1 protein-coding gene is annotated in these 2,945 nt (G+C 35.8%); it reads right to left on the reverse strand.

Features of this window, described 5'->3' with window-relative positions; genetic code table 11:
• Positions 1–138: 138 nt before the first annotated feature.
• Positions 139–2,790 (reverse strand): C39 family peptidase, encoded by a 2,652-nt coding sequence (locus AC3DU7_RS30010; protein ID WP_488042895.1) that lies wholly within the window; start codon positions 2,788–2,790, stop codon positions 139–141.
• Positions 2,791–2,945 lie beyond the last annotated feature (155 nt).

Below are 2,945 nucleotides of genomic sequence, written 5' to 3' on the forward strand. Positions count from 1 at the left end.
TTTAGTCCGAGGTACTGATAACTGATAACTGATAACTGAGGGGTCAGAAGCAGATTCCATTCAATGCAGACATAAAATGCTGGAATATCCCTAGATAATTCCCACTTTACTTCCCTCCTGACTCCTAACTCCTGATTGCTACTTTTTCCGAATAAAATGCGCCCAAACACCTCCATTAGGACCTGCAACTCGATCCATGTAATCATAAGGATAAGTTAAACGAGTACCTTCAGTATCAGAATAACCAGTTAAAGCATTTCCCCAAGGATCGTTAACAATATAACCCTTAGAGCTATATCCGATCGCTGTCAAAATATGACCGCTAGCAGTAAAGTCTCCTGCTACAACTACTGGACGACCATTATTCAACTCATTTTTAACCTCAGACCACTCACGGGTAGTGCTAAAACTTGTCTCAAAATCATAAGCACGAATTAAAGCTGATAATACACTGTGGTCTGTTTCGGAACCCTGACCATAATTATTAAAACACCATTCCAACAACTCATCTTCTAACTGCCCACCCCAATAAGACCGCACTCCATAATAAGCAAATATCATTGCGATCGATGTCACATTACAAGTAGACCAATAAAACCGAGGGTTATCACGTTGAGAGAAATAGGGAACATTCAGTTCTATTTTATTTCTAATGGGATTAAAAGATTTATTCCCACGTTTAAACAAAAAGTAACTAGGAAACACATAACCAGTATTACCAAATTCCCCCATTTGTTCGGTCAAAGCAACTCTGAGATGACTTCCCTCTACAGCATAACTATTCACCCCGTATACCCTACCGATAGGTAACGTTACCCTTTCTGAGCGACCTAACAAAAATGAAAACAAAGGTCGCTTTTTAATCACAGTAGTTTCTCGAACCGTCATCGTAATAGCATTAGGATCGTAGAGTATTTCCTCTTCTTGTTTCTTGATTCTAACGTGCTGCCAATAAATATATCCCACTTTACCAAAACCAGGAATAGATTCCAGCAGAGTTACACGAAAATGCCCTTTAGTGGAAGCATAACCAGTAATTGCCAAAGTCTGACCTAGAGATAATTCTGCTGTTTGATTATCATCAAGTTGAGATGAATCTTCTGGACTACCCTTAATATAAGTTTTTTGAACTACCAATATTTTAGCGCTGATATAAGTATCTGGAACATCGGTAAAATCAAATAATAGAAGTTTAGAACCTTTTGTCATTTCAACATGGGGTTCATAAAAATAGCCAAAATTTCCTATCGGTGATATCTCATTACTCAATACCACTTTTAAATGCCCATCAACTAATCCATATTTTTCAACAGTAAAAATTTCTCCTGCTTCAACCCTAACTTTTTGTTGATTGTTAAGCTTGGAACTATCTATAGGATATAATTTAAAAAAAGTATCTTTGACAAGTTTCAACTTAATATCTTTTCCCGCAGATATTGGTTCTGAACTTACATAGATATTAACTACTTTACTATCAACAATATTTCCTTTACTATCAAGACTTTGTAAGCGTAACCACCGTGTTCCCGCTGTATTAAATCCTCGACTTAATTTAACTTCCCATAAACCAGACTCTGAGTCAAGATTCACTGGCAATGGATATTTATCTTCCGCAGTCACTGCTAAGGTTTTTCCTTGACTAGAATCATAAGTACCTCGCAGAATAGTGCTTTGATTTACCAAAACTTCTGCTGGAGCTAAAAATTTGAGTGTGGCAGCAGTTGCAAAAGCTTGACTAGCTTCAGTTAATTGCACAAAATCTGGATATACATACCCTTCGTTACCAAAGTTCGGTAGATTTTCTGTAAGTAAAATTCTTGTATGGTTATTTTGGTATGTGTAGTTGGAGACACCATAAACCATTCCTTTCTGCAGAATTAATTTTTCATCTGGTTTTAAATATGCTTCGTTTGTTGGTTGCTTTTTGATGATGGTATTGTTGAGAGTTTTCAGAGCGATCGCTGTCTGACTATGTTTTACTGTCTCCCCTTGCCTGATAATTTCCACTTTTTCTGGTTCGATATATCCTGTATCGCCAAAACCAGGGATAGCTTTAGTTAAAGATACTCGAAAATGACCTTCTACACTTGCATAACCTTGGATAATATAAGTTTCTCCAGAAAAAAGTTCTATTTGTTCATTGGATACTAGTTGGGAATAAGATTCCGGTCTAAGTTTAATTTGAGTTCTTTCTTTGACCCATAGTAAGGCTTTATCTTCTGGAGCTTCAGGTAAATCATCTCGATTAAAGTAGAGAATTTTCGCCCATTTAGATAAGTGTACTTGTTGAGAATTAAAATAGCCAAATTTGCCAATGGGTGGAATAGGGGTTGCAAGTTCGACTAGTAGGTAATTATCTACTAACTGATATTTGAGGAGTCGATAAGTTTGACCTGCTGCTAGATTTGCTTTTTCTTCAGTAGTTAAATTATCTGGCTCTTCTAATCTTTCTTGAAAGACAGTATTCGTAAGGGTAATTAATGTTAATGATGGGTAAATATTTGGTTCAGTATTAACAGTAATATTAATAGTTTTTTCAATAACTGAAGTGTTATTTATATCCGTACCTTTTAGTCGCAACCAACGATTTCCTGAACCATTAAACCCTGATTCTAAAATTGTGTGCCATAATCCTGTAGTTTGATTTTTAGTAACATTTAAAGGATATTTATCTTCTGCTACTAGAGCAATACTATGGATTTGTTCGGGATTAAATTTACCTGTAATAACAGTAGGTTGATTAACTAGAAATTCGGTCGGACCAAGATAGGAGAGGGTATCTGTACTCATGATTTCTATTTATTCTCAAACTAAAATTTTCTACAATAAATAAACCTGTAGATAATTCTACAGGTGATTAGTAAAAAAGGATTTTTCGGAAAATTTATTAGATACTGAATTTTGCCCCCCGAGCAAGCCAACTTTGGGGGGAACAAGAATCAATT

It is taken from the genome of Okeania sp. (genome assembly GCF_983059655.1).